At 62.9% G+C, this 13,423-nt stretch carries 14 protein-coding genes and 1 pseudogene; 6 read left to right on the top strand and 9 right to left on the bottom strand.

The features are described from left to right. A pseudogene (locus EPO09_RS07355) lies at window positions 1–187 on the top strand (methyltransferase); the annotation flags it as partial. 61 nt (window positions 188–248) lie between these two features. Here EPO09_RS07355 and EPO09_RS07350 read toward each other — a convergent pair. The 7 genes from EPO09_RS07350 to EPO09_RS07320 are packed head-to-tail and all read right to left on the bottom strand — an operon-like array spanning window position 249 to window position 4,034. Continuing rightward, a complete protein-coding gene (locus tag EPO09_RS07350) occupies window positions 249–728 on the bottom strand; it encodes a ribonuclease HI family protein (RefSeq protein ID WP_290641700.1) in 480 nt (159 codons plus the stop codon). Between the two features lie 51 nt (window positions 729–779). Next, window positions 780–1,205 (bottom strand): hypothetical protein, encoded by a 426-nt coding sequence (locus EPO09_RS07345; RefSeq protein ID WP_290641698.1) that lies wholly within the window; start codon window positions 1,203–1,205, stop codon window positions 780–782. Further along, window positions 1,192–1,710 carry an N-acetyltransferase gene (locus tag EPO09_RS07340; protein ID WP_290641696.1) on the bottom strand — a complete coding sequence of 173 codons (519 nt, stop codon included), beginning with the start codon at window positions 1,708–1,710 and terminating at the stop codon, window positions 1,192–1,194. The genes EPO09_RS07345 and EPO09_RS07340 overlap by 14 nt, the downstream gene beginning before the upstream one ends. A 29-nt stretch (window positions 1,711–1,739) precedes the next feature. Beyond that, window positions 1,740–2,261, bottom strand: coding sequence for a phage tail protein (locus EPO09_RS07335; RefSeq protein WP_290641694.1), 522 nt, complete (start codon window positions 2,259–2,261; stop codon window positions 1,740–1,742). Window positions 2,262–2,272: 11 nt separating this feature from the next. Then, on the bottom strand, window positions 2,273–2,794 hold the full coding sequence (locus EPO09_RS07330) for a phage tail protein (RefSeq protein ID WP_290641692.1): 522 nt from the start codon (window positions 2,792–2,794) through the stop codon (window positions 2,273–2,275). A 13-nt stretch (window positions 2,795–2,807) separates the two neighbouring features. Beyond that, on the bottom strand, window positions 2,808–3,320 hold the full coding sequence (locus EPO09_RS07325; protein ID WP_290641690.1) for a phage tail protein: 513 nt from the start codon (window positions 3,318–3,320) through the stop codon (window positions 2,808–2,810). Between the two features lie 15 nt (window positions 3,321–3,335). Further along, entirely contained in the window at window positions 3,336–4,034 is a 699-nt protein-coding gene (locus tag EPO09_RS07320) for a PEP-CTERM sorting domain-containing protein (protein ID WP_290641688.1), read from the bottom strand. A 222-nt stretch (window positions 4,035–4,256) separates the two neighbouring features. On the opposite strand from EPO09_RS07320, the gene EPO09_RS07315 reads away from it, so the two are divergent. The 3 genes from EPO09_RS07315 (at window position 4,257) to EPO09_RS07305 (ending at window position 7,935) form a co-directional block, all read left to right on the top strand. Beyond that, window positions 4,257–4,730 carry an SET domain-containing protein-lysine N-methyltransferase gene (locus tag EPO09_RS07315; protein ID WP_290641686.1) on the top strand — a complete coding sequence of 158 codons (474 nt, stop codon included), beginning with the start codon at window positions 4,257–4,259 and terminating at the stop codon, window positions 4,728–4,730. Window positions 4,731–4,891: 161 nt separating this feature from the next. Then, window positions 4,892–6,775 carry an ATP-binding protein gene (locus tag EPO09_RS07310; protein ID WP_290641684.1) on the top strand — a complete coding sequence of 628 codons (1,884 nt, stop codon included), beginning with the start codon at window positions 4,892–4,894 and terminating at the stop codon, window positions 6,773–6,775. Between the two features lie 122 nt (window positions 6,776–6,897). Beyond that, window positions 6,898–7,935 carry a putative solute-binding protein gene (locus tag EPO09_RS07305; RefSeq protein ID WP_290641682.1) on the top strand — a complete coding sequence of 346 codons (1,038 nt, stop codon included), beginning with the start codon at window positions 6,898–6,900 and terminating at the stop codon, window positions 7,933–7,935. A gap of 98 nt (window positions 7,936–8,033) precedes the next feature. Here EPO09_RS07305 and EPO09_RS07300 read toward each other — a convergent pair whose 3' ends face one another. Continuing rightward, entirely contained in the window at window positions 8,034–8,246 is a 213-nt protein-coding gene (locus tag EPO09_RS07300) for a hypothetical protein (protein ID WP_290641680.1), read from the bottom strand. Window positions 8,247–9,234: 988 nt separating this feature from the next. Here EPO09_RS07300 and priA point away from each other — a divergent pair. After that, a complete protein-coding gene (priA, locus tag EPO09_RS07295) occupies window positions 9,235–11,346 on the top strand; it encodes a primosomal protein N' (RefSeq protein ID WP_290641678.1) in 2,112 nt (703 codons plus the stop codon). An 18-nt stretch (window positions 11,347–11,364) separates the two neighbouring features. Here the strand turns inward: priA and EPO09_RS07290 are convergent, their stop codons facing one another. Then, a complete protein-coding gene (locus EPO09_RS07290) occupies window positions 11,365–12,189 on the bottom strand; it encodes an HDOD domain-containing protein (RefSeq protein WP_290641676.1) in 825 nt (274 codons plus the stop codon). A gap of 265 nt (window positions 12,190–12,454) precedes the next feature. On the opposite strand from EPO09_RS07290, the gene EPO09_RS07285 reads away from it, so the two are divergent. Further along, complete coding sequence (locus EPO09_RS07285) at window positions 12,455–13,192, top strand: hypothetical protein (protein WP_290641675.1); 738 nt, start codon at window positions 12,455–12,457, stop codon at window positions 13,190–13,192. The last annotated feature ends 231 nt before the right edge of the window (window positions 13,193–13,423 follow it).

The following is a 13,423-nucleotide window of genomic DNA, read 5'->3' as shown; positions in this document are numbered from 1 at the left end:
CCAGGTCTTCGAGTTCATCTCGCTGGAGCACACCAACAAGAACAAGATGATCCTGGCGGTCAAGCGCGCCAGGGCCAAGTCGAACGACGAGGTCATCGGCCAGATCAAGGACATCAAGGCCTTCTACGGCATCCAGGAGCAGTGCCTGGAAAGCCTGTTGAAGGCCGATGGCTTGTTGCCGGCCTGAACGGGCCGCATCCGCTCAGCCCGCTCTGTGACTGAACGGGCAGGCGCTACCCTGAGGCTGTTCAGCCGCTACGCTTGCGCTTTTTCAAGCGTGCGCTGGCGCCTTGAACTGGTTTCGTCGTGACTTTAGGCGGCAAGCCAATGGCTGCACGGGCCAGCGCATCAGCCTCGCCATTGCGGTGGCGCGGGATCCAGCTCAGCATGACCTGGTCGAACGTGGCCAGCAAACCCCTTGTTTCATCGAACAAGCCGGCCAGTCTGGCCACAGGGGGCTGTAGGCGGTGGCCATCGAGTTGGGCCACCAGCACGCTGTTGTCGCTGTAGATGTGCAGAGCGGGTACCTTGTCTGCATCAAGCGCGTGCAAGGCCGCCATCAAGGCGCGCAATTCGGCTTCGTTGTTGCACCCTCGCTCGCTGCTGGTCAATGAGAGTGTTTGCCTGGCGCCATCGGGTGCGGTGATCACGGCACCCATGCCCATGCGGCCCGGGTTGGGCTCGGCGCTGCCGTCGCAGTGAATGATCCAGGGTGGGCAAGACGTCATGGGTGGAGCATCTCACGAATACCCCTTTCATGATCGATCTCTCCGTATCGCTCAAGCCAGCAGGCTGAAGTGGGCGTCGTAGAGCATGTGCTCACCTTGATGCACAGCCTCCAGATACAGCCGCACCGTGCCAGTCTGTGGATGGGTGAGCTGATGCGAGCCCGTCTTCAGTGGCAAGGCCCTGGGCCCTTGAAATGACACGGTGAACTGTTCCATGCTGGCGCTGGTGCCTGTGGCCTTGCCGCTCACCTTGTGCAAGGTCAGCGCTACGGAGCGGCCCAGTGTGGTCTGCCCCGTGAAGGCCTGGCCCAGCAAGGCGTCCCAGCTTGCTTGTGCGGTGGTGGCTGCGGGGGTAAGGCTTTCTGATGTGGTTGATGAGGCTGCGACCGTGGTCGCGCCAGCAGCCCAGGCCGAGCCCAAAGTGCTGCTGCCCAGCAAGGCGCTGCCACCTTGCACGATGAAGTCACGTTTGTTCATGTTGATGCTCCTCGACAGTGGGGATGCGTGTCATGGCCTGATACAGGCTGGACACGGAGGTGATCTCGAAGCCTAGCTCTGCATACCAGTGGCGAACCGGGTTGTCTTGCAGCACATGCAGGTGCACGGGCACGCCATCGGCGTCCGTCAGATTCAGCAAGGCGTGCAGGCAGGCTCGGGCGCCGCCCATGTGCTGAAAGGCCGGCAGGATGGTGATGTCCACCACGCGCAGGCCGTCGTGGTCTTCGTGCAGCCACAAGCGGCCAGTCGGCTGGCCATGGTGGCGAATGATGAGTTCGATGGCGGCGGGGTAGTGCAAGGCGATTGAGCGGCGCTGCGCCAGCATCTGCATCTGGATGAATGCATCACGCGTGCCGGCGTCCGGCCCCAACAGATGCAACTCGATGCTTTTGGTGCTGGCAAACACCTCGCGCAAGAAGGCCTGATCACCTGTGCCAGCCAGAGTGCACTGCCAGGCCCCTGTCAGCGTGGCTGGCAGGCGCATGATCAGTTTGGGCTGGCACAAGCGCATCATCACGAGCGGGGCGGGAAGATGCCCTGCATGGCGATGATGAAGCTCAGCGCCAGGGCTGGCGACTGGTTGTTGTGCGCCCAGCCCGCGCCGTTGGCTTGCACGGCGGTTGTGGCCATGGCGGCGAGATTGGTGGGGGCGTGGTACAGCGAGGCGTTGTCGCTGCTGTGCGCCCACAGGGCTTGTGGGCCGGGCTGGGTGCTGTCTGGTGCTGCTGCACTTTGCACCGCGTGGTTGTGCTGCGGCATCTCGGTTGTGCTCAGGGTGTGCGTGCTCTCGCCGTCGGTTTCACCCAGGCTGCGTGGCGTCAGCCCGGGACCATTGCCCGCGCCCAGCGGCATGCGCGCTTGCAGATTGGGCAGGGCGAAGTTGCTGCGGCCATCGCCGCCGTAGGTCGTGCCGAGGATGGAGAACAACGCCGTGTTCTGCGCGATGGGCAGCAATTGCCCGTTGCACAAAGCCCAGCCTGTGGGCGCGAAGTTGCCGGTGAACAGGCGGATCTCGCCGATGAAGGGATCGCTCATCAGGTGTCCTTTCAGCCTTGCGACGGGAAGATGCCGAACAAGGAAATGATGAAGTTCAGGCCCAGGAAGGGGGCCATGTTGTTGTGAGGCTGGCTGCCACCGCTGGCCGTCAGGGCTTGCGCAGCCAGGGCGCCGCCGCCGGGCGTGTTGCCATACAGCGAGGTGGTGGCGGCCTTGCCGGTCAGGTTGCCCGCAACGCCTGCGCCTACCGTGGCGTCAGCCGTTGTGGCATTGAGCACATGGGTGTGGCTGGGCAACTGCTGTGCGATCAGGGTGACCTGCTCCGTGCCCGCTGCCTGGCCGATCGCATAAGGGCTCAGGCCGGGGCCCTGGCCCTGGTGCACCGGCACGCGGCCTCGCAGATCGGGCAGGGCAAAGGTGTTCTGCCCGTCGCCGCCATAGGTGGTGCCGATCAGGTTGAAGAGGACGTCGTTCTGGGCAATCGACAGCAAACTGCCGTCGCACAAGGCCCAGCCATTGGGCGCGAAGTTGCCCGCAAACAGGCGGATTTCGCCAACAAAGGGTTCTGCCATGGTGTCTCCGGGCTCAGTTGCGCGAGGGGAAGATGCCCTGCATCGCGATGATGAAGTTGAGGGCCAGATAAGGCTGCATGTTGTTGTGCGGCTGGCTGTTGCCTGCGGGTGCCACGGCCTGAGGGCTCATGGCTTGCAAGGGCGAGCCACCTGCGGCATAGATGTCCTTGCCGCCACGCCCTTTGGCTGCAGGCAGGTTGCCTGCGGGCGATGCGTTGTTGGCCAGATCAGTGCTGCCTTGCAGGCCGTGGCCATGCGGCGGGATTTCGTTGACCGTCAAGGTGTGGGCTTCTTCGCCCACCCGCGCACCCAATGGCAAGGTGTTGCTGGTGTGGGCGGGGCTGCGGCCGCGCAGATCAGGCAGGGCGAAGTTGGTGCGCCCATCGCCGCCGTAGGTCGTGCCCAGGATGGCGAACAAGGCCTGGTTCTGCGCGATCGCCAGCAATTGCCCATTGCACAGCGCCCAGCCTTTGGGCGCGAAGGCAAACGCAGTCGGGCGGATTTCGCCCAGGAAGGGTTCAGACATGTCGGCAACCTTTCTTCAGCGTTGGCGGGTGCGCAGGCTCAGCGCCAGCACACTCAGGCCCAGCAAGGCGAGCATGGCGGTCGAGGGCTCGGGCACCGCCGCGGTCACCACATCGATGCGGAAATCCACGAAGTTGTTGGATTCGCCCAGGCCGCGATCGCGGAACTTGATCTGGTCCAGATTGACTTCAAAGCTGTTGGGCGACAGCAGCTTGACCACCTGCCCGGTGATCAGTGCGGCTTCGTTGCTGGCACCGCTGGTGCCGGTTGTCAGGAAGTTGTCCTTGAGCGAGTAAGTCAGGCCGGTGATGGCAAAGCCGCTGATGTTCAGGCCATCGAATTGGTACCGCGCATGTTGACTGCCCGAGCCCAGGTAGCCCGTGGTGCCGTTGCTGGCGCCCTCTGCTACACGGACCTGGAAGCTGGTGCCGATGTTCTTGATGAATTCGGCCGAGAGCATGAAGCCACCAATCGCGCCGCCATCACCAGGCAGAATCTGCCCGTTGGGCGCCAGTTGTTGCGGCAGGTCGAGCGGGGTGGGGTCGATGTTCACGCCATCGCTGGTGATGCCGCCGGGCGCCAGCAGCGATACCGTCAGTGGGCCGCTGTAGTTGGCTGCATAGGCAGTGCTGGAGATTGACAGGGTCAACACGGCGGCAAGATGCGTGAGGCCTGTGCGCCATCCCGGCGCTGTAAAGGCTGAGCGTGCAAACATGGGTGTACTCCTGATTTGGGTCATGTATCGGAGCCGAATCTGGCCACAGCAGGGCTGGGCCTGGCCATCCCTAGTTCCGCGCCTGTGCACTTGATACTGAGTCGATACCGGTTCTGGCCATTCGTCGGTCCGGCGGGCTTGAGCGATACTCGGGCGATGCCGACCTTGCGCCCCCTTGCTGCTCCCGATCCCGTTTCCCCTGCGATGCCAACGGGACCGGCGATGACCGGATCAGATGCCGCTTCAGGCGTGCAGTCCGCGCTCAAGGGTCGCCCTGCCGATCCACAGAAGTTCAAGGTCACGGTTGGCCCCAGCCAGATCGATGGCCAAGGCGCCTTCGCCGGCGAGCCCATCCCTGATCGGCGCAAGATTGGCGAGATCCGAGGCGAGTTCGTCGACATGCGTACCGCACGTGAGCGGGCCCGCGAAGCCGAGCGCCGCACCGGTCGCATCTTCATGGTCGCCATTTCCGACAAGCGCGCCGTCGATGCCACCCATTCCACCGACCCTCTGCGCTTCGCCAACCATTCCTGTGATCCGAACATGGTTCTCAAGGTGCAGCAAGGCCGTGTGGCCTTTTATGCCTTGCGCGACATTGCCCAGGGCGAGGAACTGACGGCCCGCTACGGCAGCACCCACCACGCAGGGCGCCTGCAATGCCAGTGCGGTGCGCCAAACTGCATTGGCCGACTGTGACAGTCTCGGTATAAACCCAGGGCAAAGCCGCTGAGAGCCAGACGCTCATGCTGGCTTCAAGGATGAAAAAGCGGGTTTGGCGCCTTTGATCAATCGCAAACCCATAGCCTTGTCCATCGAACGCTGATCGATACTGCCTGCTCCATTTCAAGAGCAGCCTCATGTCGGCGACACGTTTGTTCAACGCAGCAGATCGCGCAGCCGGCCAAAACCCGGACCGGGCAGACTTGCGCGCCCAGATCCGGCGCGCACGCGTTCAGATGCTGTGCCAGCACGTGCCGGCCGTGATGGTCATGGCCGTCGGTTTTGCCATGGTGTTGGGTTGGTTGCTGCACGAGCAGATCGACCCGATCAAGGTGTGGACCTGGTTTGCGCTGCGCACGGTGGTGGTGGCGTGCCGCGTGGTGCAAGCCAGGTTGTATCTGCAGCGCAAGGACCACACCAATCCGATCTGGTACGGCAGCTTCCTGGCCCTGGTGCTGGTCGATGGCATCTTGTGGGGGGCGGCCTGGTGGTGGCTGGTGCCGGTTGATCGGCTGGATCTGACCGCCATCACGCTCACGGCCATCCTGGGTGTCGGGGGGCTCTCGGCCTTCATCCTGCATGCGGACGTGCGGGCCACGGCCACTCACGTGCTGGCCATGTTGCTGCCCTGCGCGGCCTACAGCCTCACGCGGCATGATTCTTATGGCGTGTTTGGCGCGGTCAGCCTGACAGCCTTCACGCTTTTGTTGCTGCTCGAAACCCATCGCGCCTATGTGCGGCTGTTCGAGCTGCTGACCCTGCGCTTCGAGCACGAGCGCATTCTGGGTGAACGCGAGCAGGCCCTGGCGCTGGCACAGCACCACAGCGAGGCCAAGAGTCGTTTCCTGGCTTCCATGAGCCACGAGATGCGCACGCCATTGCACGGGATCCTGGGCTTGAGCCGCCTGCTGCATGACGATGAAGTGCGCCCGGTGGCCTTGCGCCGCCTGGAGCTGCTGGAGCGTTCGGGCGATCACCTGCTCACCGTGATCAACGACGTGCTGGACGTGTCCAAGATCGAGGCCGGCCATGTGCACATCGAACAAGCTTGTTTCGATCTGAGCTTGCTGATCGACGAAGTGGCGGGCGTCTCCACCGTGACGGCCAACCGCAAGGGCCTGCATCTGCGCCTGCGCACGGAATTGCCAGAGGGCTACCCGGTGATCGGTGACGCCATGCGGTTACGCCAGGTGCTGCACAACCTGCTGGGCAACGCCATCAAGTTCACAGAGCAGGGACACGTCACGCTGTATGTGCAACTCATGGAGGGGCAGCGCGTGTCTTTCATGGTGCAGGACACGGGTGTGGGCATCCCCGAGGACAAGCAGCAGTACATCTTCGATGCCTTCCATCAGGTCGAAAATGGCTTGGGCAAACGCCATGGCGGCACCGGACTGGGCCTGACCATTTCGCGCGAACTCTGCCGCGCCATGGGCGGGGATCTGCGTTGCCGCAGTGAAAAGGGCGTGGGCTCTACCTTCGAGTGCATCCTGAGTCTGCCCCCAAGCAGCGAGCGGCCCGCCACGCGCCGGCCACAGCGCCGCGCCGCCTTGACTGCCGCCTGTACCGTGCTGCTTGTGGAGGACAACCCGATCAACGCCCTGGTGGCCGAGGCCGCGCTGCGCCAGATCGGCGCCGATGTGCAGGTGGTGGACGACGGCCGCAAGGCCATTGACTGGCTGGCGCGGCAATCGGCCCATCTGGTCTTGATGGATTGCCAATTGCCCGTCATGGATGGCTTTGAAGCGGCACGCCTGATCCGTGAGCAAGAGCGCAGCCTGGGCCTGGCTGCCGTTCCGATCGTGGCGCTGACCGCCAACATTTTCCCTGGGGAGCGCCAGCGTTGTGTCGATGCCGGCATGAACGACTACCTGGGGAAACCGTTCCGGCGCGAGGACCTGCATGCGGTGCTCATGCGCCACACCGGACACACGTTGGCTGAATTGCCGCAGGACCCCAGTCGTGCGCAAGGAACACAAGGGACGCAAGGCGACGCCGATTCGCACTCGATGGCGGCCTGAGTTCCGGCGGGATCCGGAAATGCCCCGACCAGACACATCTGCTTGCTTGAACTGACTGAAAGTGCTTCACAATGCGCCCCGTTCAGACCCGGCGCGAGGCGCGCCACTTCAGGAGATTCTCAGTGAGCAAGAGATGGCAGTGGGCCGCCCTGGCGGCCATCGTGATGGTCAGCCCCCTGGCGCAGGCCGCCAAGCAACGTGTGTGCGTGTTCGACATTCTGGGCACAGGTGGTGATGGCTACAACGCCGCCAAGGACTACGCCATCGAAATGCAGAAGTACGGCGGCGACATGGAACTCAAGGTCTATGTTGACGAACGCGTCGGCGTGGAAGACTTCCGTACCGGCCAGTGCGATGCCGTGATGGCCACCGCCCTGCGCACGCATTCCTTCAATTCCTTGACGGCTGCGCTGGACTCCGTGGGTGCGTCCACCGTGGTCAAGAATGGCAAGCTCGATATGGCCGCCAGCCTGGAAGTCGTGCGCAAGACCATCCAGACCTTCTCCAGCCCCAAGGCGGCCCCCCTGATGGTGCAAGGCCAGTATGAAGTGGGTGGCATCGTGCCCCTGGGCGCCGCCTACGCGTTCGTGAATGACCGCCAGATCAGCAACCTGGAAGCCGCCAGTGGCAAGCGCGTGGCCGCTTTCGACTACGACAAGGCGCAGTCCCAACTGATCCAGCGCGTGGGCGCCCGCCCCGTGGCTGCTGACGTGACCAACTTCGGCACCATGTTCAACAACGGCAACGTGGACGTGGTGATGGCGCCTTCCATCGCCTACAAGCCGCTTGAGCTGCACAAGGGCATGGGCACCAAGGGCGCGGTCCATCGCTTCCCGCTGACCATCCTGACCTACCAGATGATCCTCAAGCGCGACAAGTTCCCCGAAGGCTTCGGGCAGAAGTCGCGTGAAGTGTGGGCAGGTCGTTTCGACAACGTGGTCGAGCTGATCAAGCGCGCTGATGCCACGATCCCTGCCAAGTTCTGGCTGGACCCTTCGCCAGCAGACGCAGAGCGCTACATCAACCTGATGCGCGACGGCCGTATCGACATGGCTGAGAAGGGCTTCTACGACAAGAAGGGCTTGAAGATCATCAAGCGCATTCGCTGCGATGTGAATCCAGCGGCTTCGGATTGCAGCCAACCAACTGAAAACTGGTGAGCGTCTGAATGGGCCTGAGGGCCCTTTCTACATGACGTTTGACCATGAAAAAAGCCTCCTGATTCAGGAGGCTTTTTTGTTTGGGGATCGAGGAACGATCAGCCCAGAGCGGCCAGTTCGTCGCCAACCTTCTTCAGCAGGTCTTCGGTGATCAGGCCACCGGAGAACTTGGCCACCATCGACAGGGCGAAGCCCTTGCCCATGGCGATTTGCGGATGGCTCGAGATGCCTGGCAGGTGCTTTTCCAGGATGGCCTTGGTGGTTTCGTTGTCCAGCAGGTCGCCGAGTTTGGATTCGATCGAGAAGCTCATGGATGTCTCTCTAAGGATGATGGGTTTACAGAAAAACGCACCCAGCACGTCTGGAGGCGACCTGCCTTGGGGTGCATCCTCAAGCATAACTCGCTTCAAACGGGTGTTTGTGGCCCGCAGGGGATTTTCATCTCCCTAAGACAAGGGTGTGGCCCCACCCATGCCGTGACTGACGCTTGCGTTAACACAAATTACCGGCCATTGCCCCGCTGGATGCGGCCAATTTTTGTGCTAGCCCGGCTCACTTATCCCCAAAAAAGGGCGAACGAGAATGGCGTGATCTGCCATGTTGGACGACATCTGTGCAGCGCACGGGCATGCGTTGTAAGTTGTTGATTCATAAAGAAAAAATTACCGTGCCTTTAGATGGTGCAGATCAGGAGAAACCCCCGCCTGACAAGCAGTTAGCGCGCATGTGCAGAGGTTTCCCACAAAGTTATCCACAGAAAGCGTGGACAAATCTGGCGCTAGTAAAATCAAGCACTTAGCGCAGGGTGTTGGCGGGGCACTTTGACTACTGGCAACAAGTTCAAACGTTCGTTTCCGTTTTCCTGACGCCGTTGGCGTTAGCGGCCAAATCGCGCGAAAAATGGGTCATGACCGCGGCGGCGATTCGTGAACAATGTCACGACATCTGACAAACCGTGTAAGGCATTGAGCAACTAGGGAATACCCTTTAATTTGACAAGCGATACCACACTTATCCCCATAAAACCGGGAGCGGGTGCACACGGATGGGGCAAGTTATGCACAACGGTCGTTTGCACGACACTTCGCGCTAAGTTATTGATTCATATAGGAAGCCCACAATTGCCTCATCTTGAGGCAATCTGACTCAAACCACCGTCTGACAAGCATTTAGCGCTGCTTTACAAAGCTTTCCCACAAAGTTATCCACAGACCCCGTGGATAAGGGTTAGGCCCTGTCTAATCAAGCACTTGGCCCTTTCTGTTCATACCCTCGTAAGAATTTTGGAGACACGACTGCATGCCTGACGCACCTGCTGCCACCTGCCGAATCGGCGTCGTGGTTGAGGCACCTCAACACAGTGGCCTGTGGGGGGCGCTGGACTACCTCTGCGCCCAGCCGCTGCCGCTGGGGATGCTGGTGCGCGTGCCGCTGGGGCGCCGGGTGGTGACGGGGGTCGTGTGGTCCAGCACAGGTAGCGCTGGTTCAGGGGATCAGGCCGAGGTGGTGGATAAGGCCAGCCTCAAGGCGGTGCTGGAGGTGCTTGATGGCCTGCCGCCCTTGCCGGATGCCTGGCGCCAGCTTGTGAAGTTCGCAGCCGGTTATTACCAGCGCAGCCTGGGCGAGATGGCCTTGATGGTGTTGCCACCCGAATTGCGTCAGCTCGATGCCATCCAGTGGGGGCGCAGGCTCAAGCGCCTGAACAAGGCCATGACCGAGCCCTCGGTGACCGATCCGAGCGTGTTGCCTGAACTGACCGCGCAGCAGCAGGCCGCCCTGGCCCAACTGGCCGAACCGGGTGACAAGCCCTATCTGCTGTGGGGCAGCACCGGCAGTGGCAAGACCGAGGTCTATCTGAGGCAGGCGCAACGTGCGCTGGATGATGGCAAGCAGGTGCTGATGATGGTGCCCGAGATCAACCTCACGCCGCAGCTGGAAGCCCGTGTGGCCGAGCGTTTCGCCGGGCGGCGCATCGTGTCGCTGCACAGCGCGCTCACGCCGGCTCAGCGTTTGCGCAACTGGTTGATGGCGCACTATGGCCATGCGGATCTGATTTTGGGCACGCGCTTGTCGGTGTTCACGCCGCTGCCGCGCCTGGGCCTGATCGTGGTCGACGAAGAGCACGACCCCAGCTACAAGCAGCAAGACGGTGCGCGCTACTCCGCCCGTGATTTGGCTGTGTACCGTGCTCGCCTGGAGAAGGTGCCCGTGATCCTGGGTTCGGCCACCCCGAGTCTGGAGAGCTGGTTCAACGCCCTGCCGGAAGCCGAAGGCGGCACGGGGCGCTATGTGCGACTGGCCATGCCGGCCCGCGTGGGTGATGGCGACATGCCGCGCGTGCGCATCCTGGATCTGTCGCGCTCGCCCAAACAGCTTCGTGGGCAGGAGCCGCCGCCCGTGGCGCGTGAGCTGCTCGATGCCATCGCGCAGCGCGTTGAGCAGGGCGAGCAGAGCCTGGTGCTGCTCAACCGCCGGGGTTATGCGCCCGTGCTGCATTGCAGTGATTGCGGCTGGAAAAGCGGCTGCCCGCATTGCAGCGCCTGGCGCGTGTTCCACAAGGTCGATCGCACCTTGCGTTGCCACCATTGCGGCTTCACCGAGCGGGTACCACGCGCTTGCCCCGATTGCGGCAATACCGACATCCACCCCGTGGGCCGGGGCACCGAGCGTTTGGAAGAGCAACTGGCCGAAGCCCTGCCGCAAGCTCGCCTGGGCCGCATCGATGCCGATGTGACCAAGCACAAAGGCGCGCTGGAAGAGCGTCTGGCCGATGTGCATGCGGGCGAGGTTGATGTGCTGGTGGGCACGCAGATGGTGGCCAAGGGGCACGATTTCCGGCGCATCACGCTCGTGGCCGCCGTGAACCCTGATTCAGCCTTGTTCGCCAGCGACTTTCGCGCCGCCGAGCGCCAGTTTGCGCTGCTGCTGCAGGCAGCCGGCCGGGCCGGGCGTGATGCCGATGTGGCCGGGCACAGCGAGATGTGGGTGCAGACCTGGCACCCCATGCATCCGCTGTATCAGACCTTGCGCAGCTACGACTATGCCGATTTCGCCGCGCAGCAGCTCAAGGAGCGCGAGATGGCGGGCCTGCCGCCCTATGCCAGCCTGGCCATGCTGCGCGCCGAAGGCAAGACCCAGCAGGCCGCGCAGGAGTTCCTCCACGCCGCCGTGCAGGCTGTGCAGCATCTGGCCGATGACATCGGTGGCATCACCCTGTACCCGCCCGTGCCCACACCGGTGCAGCGCGTGGCCAATGTGGAGCGCGCGCAGTTGATGATCGAGTCGCCCATGCGGCCGGCCTTGCAGCGCTTTCTGTCGCAAAGCCAGGCCGTCTGGCTGGAGCTGGCAAAACAAAACCGCCGCAGCGGTTTGATCCGCTGGGCGGTGGATGTGGATCCCCTGTCGATTTGACAGGGGCGGGCTTGTAGATCAGCCCAGCATGGCTTCCAGGCCTTCGCACAACTCGCTCAAAGGCGGCATGCCCTTGAGGATGTCGTCGGGCTTGAGGCCCAGCTTCTTGCAGACATCGGCGGGGATGGTGCCGGCCAGTTCTTCTTCGCTCAACTGGTTGTGCTCGGCGCGGGCACGCCACACGGCCAGGTGGATCACGCCAGCCACGGGGTCGAAGGGCTCGGCCAGTGGGTTGGGGAACTTGCTGATCGCATCACCGAAGGTGACGGGGAAGCGCCATTGGCGGGCCAGCTCGGCACCGACCTGGGCAAAGCTGTAGCCAAAGGAGGTGCTTTCCATGTCGATGCGACGAGGGTCCATCGGCGAGGCCAGCTTGTCCAAGTGCAGCATTTGCTCGGGCATGGCGGCGTGCATCACCAATTGGCCGATGGCGTGCATCAGGCCAACCGTGAAAGCCTGGTCACCGTTGACGCCGGTTTTCTTGGCCAGCCAGCCAGCCACGGCGGCGGTATGCAGGCTGTAGCGCCAGAACTGCGACAGGTCCATGCCGGGCATGGATTTGTAGCCGCCGGTCAGGCCCGAGCTGATCACCAGGGTGCGCACGGTCACGAAGCCCAGCATCGACAAGGCGTCGTTGACGGTGCCCACGCTGCGTGAGACATGGTAGTAAGCCGAGTTGGCCAGGCGCAGCAAGCGCGCGGACAGCACCGGATCGGCCGCCAGTTTCTTGGCGATCTCGTCGATCGACACGTCGTCACTGTTGAAGCTGTCAATCAGCTCGTGGACGATCTTGGGGACGGCCGGAAGGGCCTGGGGTTGCTTGAACAGTGCTTCGAGCTGCATGTTTGCCAGCCTCCATCTCGATTAAAGCCAGGACGGTCTGCCCGTCATCCCCGGCCTGATCGCCGTGGGTTTGTGGCAGATTGTTCGCATATCGACCCTTTCGGGCATGACTTGAGCATCGCCGATCGGATATTTTTCGAGCGATGGAAATAGGGCACGCTGTGCCTGCTGTTGCGCCCTTAGTGATGCACGCCTTGGCGTGAAGGATGTCACGATGAAAATCCCATGTGTTGAAAAAACCCTCTTTTTGTCAGGCTTGCTGGCCATGACCGTTCCGGTTAGTTGGGCGGGCCCGCGTGACGACGGGTTGCCGCAGCGCAATCTGATCGTGGCATGGCGCATGAGTGGCCAGGGCCAGACGCAGCAAAGCAACGTGGGGGTGCGCACCGGCCAGATCATCGTGGACAGCCGTGGTGGCGTGGTCGGGCGCACCAGCATCGGCACCGAAAGCTACCAGACCGAGTCGCAAGACAACACCGTGCAGCAGGTGCAGGTGCTCAACGGGGGCCGGGCGAAACTGTATGTGGGCCGCAGCCAGCCCTACACGGTGTGGCAATGGGCCTGGTCGGGCAGCGCCTCGGCGGGCGGCTCGTTGGGCTCTTATGGCCCGGCTGCGCAGCAAGGGGGCGCGTCTGGCGCCAACTATCCGGTCAATGTGGTGCCGCAAACCGTGTGGATCGACATTGGGCAGGGGCTGAATGTGCGGCCGCGCTGGCCCGGTGGGCGTGCGCCTGTGACGGTGGAGATCGAAGCGCAGGCGCGGCAACCCGCGCAGCTCAGTGGCTCGGGCGGTATGGGGGGCACTTACGGTGGCCAGCTCGATCCGGATGGCCAGACGCGCCGCATCGAGGTGGGCAGTACCTTGAGCGTGTCCCTGGGCGAGTGGGTGGTGGTGGCGCGCAGCGGTGGGCAGGTGCAACGGCGCCAGTCGGGCAGCCTGTCTACCCGCGATCTGGACGACAGCCAGTCCGAGCAACTGGAAATCCGCGTCACGGCGCCTTGATGGGCCGGCGGCAAGGGCGCCTGCTGCCCATAGCCTGCTAGATTGGTGACTCACAAAAGACCGATTGCTGTACGGAGACAAGAACATGGCTGACGACACCCCTAACCCGCATGCAGCGCGCTTTTCTGCGCTGACCAAGGCTTTGCTCGACAACGTCAAGCGCGCCAACTTCCCGCCCATCTACACCTTGCCGATCGCGCAAGCCCGTCTGGCCTACAAGGCTTCCGTGGG

Source organism: Aquabacterium sp., assembly GCF_004297345.1.
Lineage (GTDB): Bacteria > Pseudomonadota > Gammaproteobacteria > Burkholderiales > Burkholderiaceae_C > Aquabacterium.
This window is presented reverse-complemented; position numbering and strand designations above follow the sequence as displayed.